This is a genomic window from Kocuria sp. ZOR0020 (assembly GCF_000800955.1).
GTDB lineage: Bacteria > Actinomycetota > Actinomycetes > Actinomycetales > Micrococcaceae > Kocuria > Kocuria subflava.
This window is the reverse complement of sequence record NZ_JROX01000358.1, coordinates 1-279: the sequence shown is the minus strand read 5'-3', so window position 1 is coordinate 279 and position 279 is coordinate 1. Positions and strand designations below refer to the sequence as shown.

The 279-nt window shown below is 66.7% G+C and carries 1 protein-coding gene; it reads left to right on the top strand.

What is annotated here, in order from left to right; genetic code table 11:
* Positions 1 to 279: recombinase family protein (locus L979_RS13755; RefSeq protein ID WP_047692820.1), on the top strand; the 279-nt coding region annotated here is incomplete at both ends.

The window sequence follows — 279 nt, the reverse complement described above, 5'->3', positions numbered from 1 at the left end:
ACCTCGCGGCGCGGGAAGTGAAGCTGAGCATCGCCGGATCGGTGTACGACCCGACCGACCCGATGGGGAAACTGTTGTTCAACGTGCTGGCGATGGTCGCCGAATTCGAAGCCGACCTCATTCGCGCCCGCACCCGCGAGGGGATGAAGGTCGCCAAGGCCAAGGGCCGGCTGCGCGGGAAGTCTCCGAAGCTCACCCCACGACAGGAGGCTCACCTCGTCCAGCTACATGCCGCCGACGAGCACACCGTGGGCGAGCTGGCCGAGCTGTTCAGCGTGG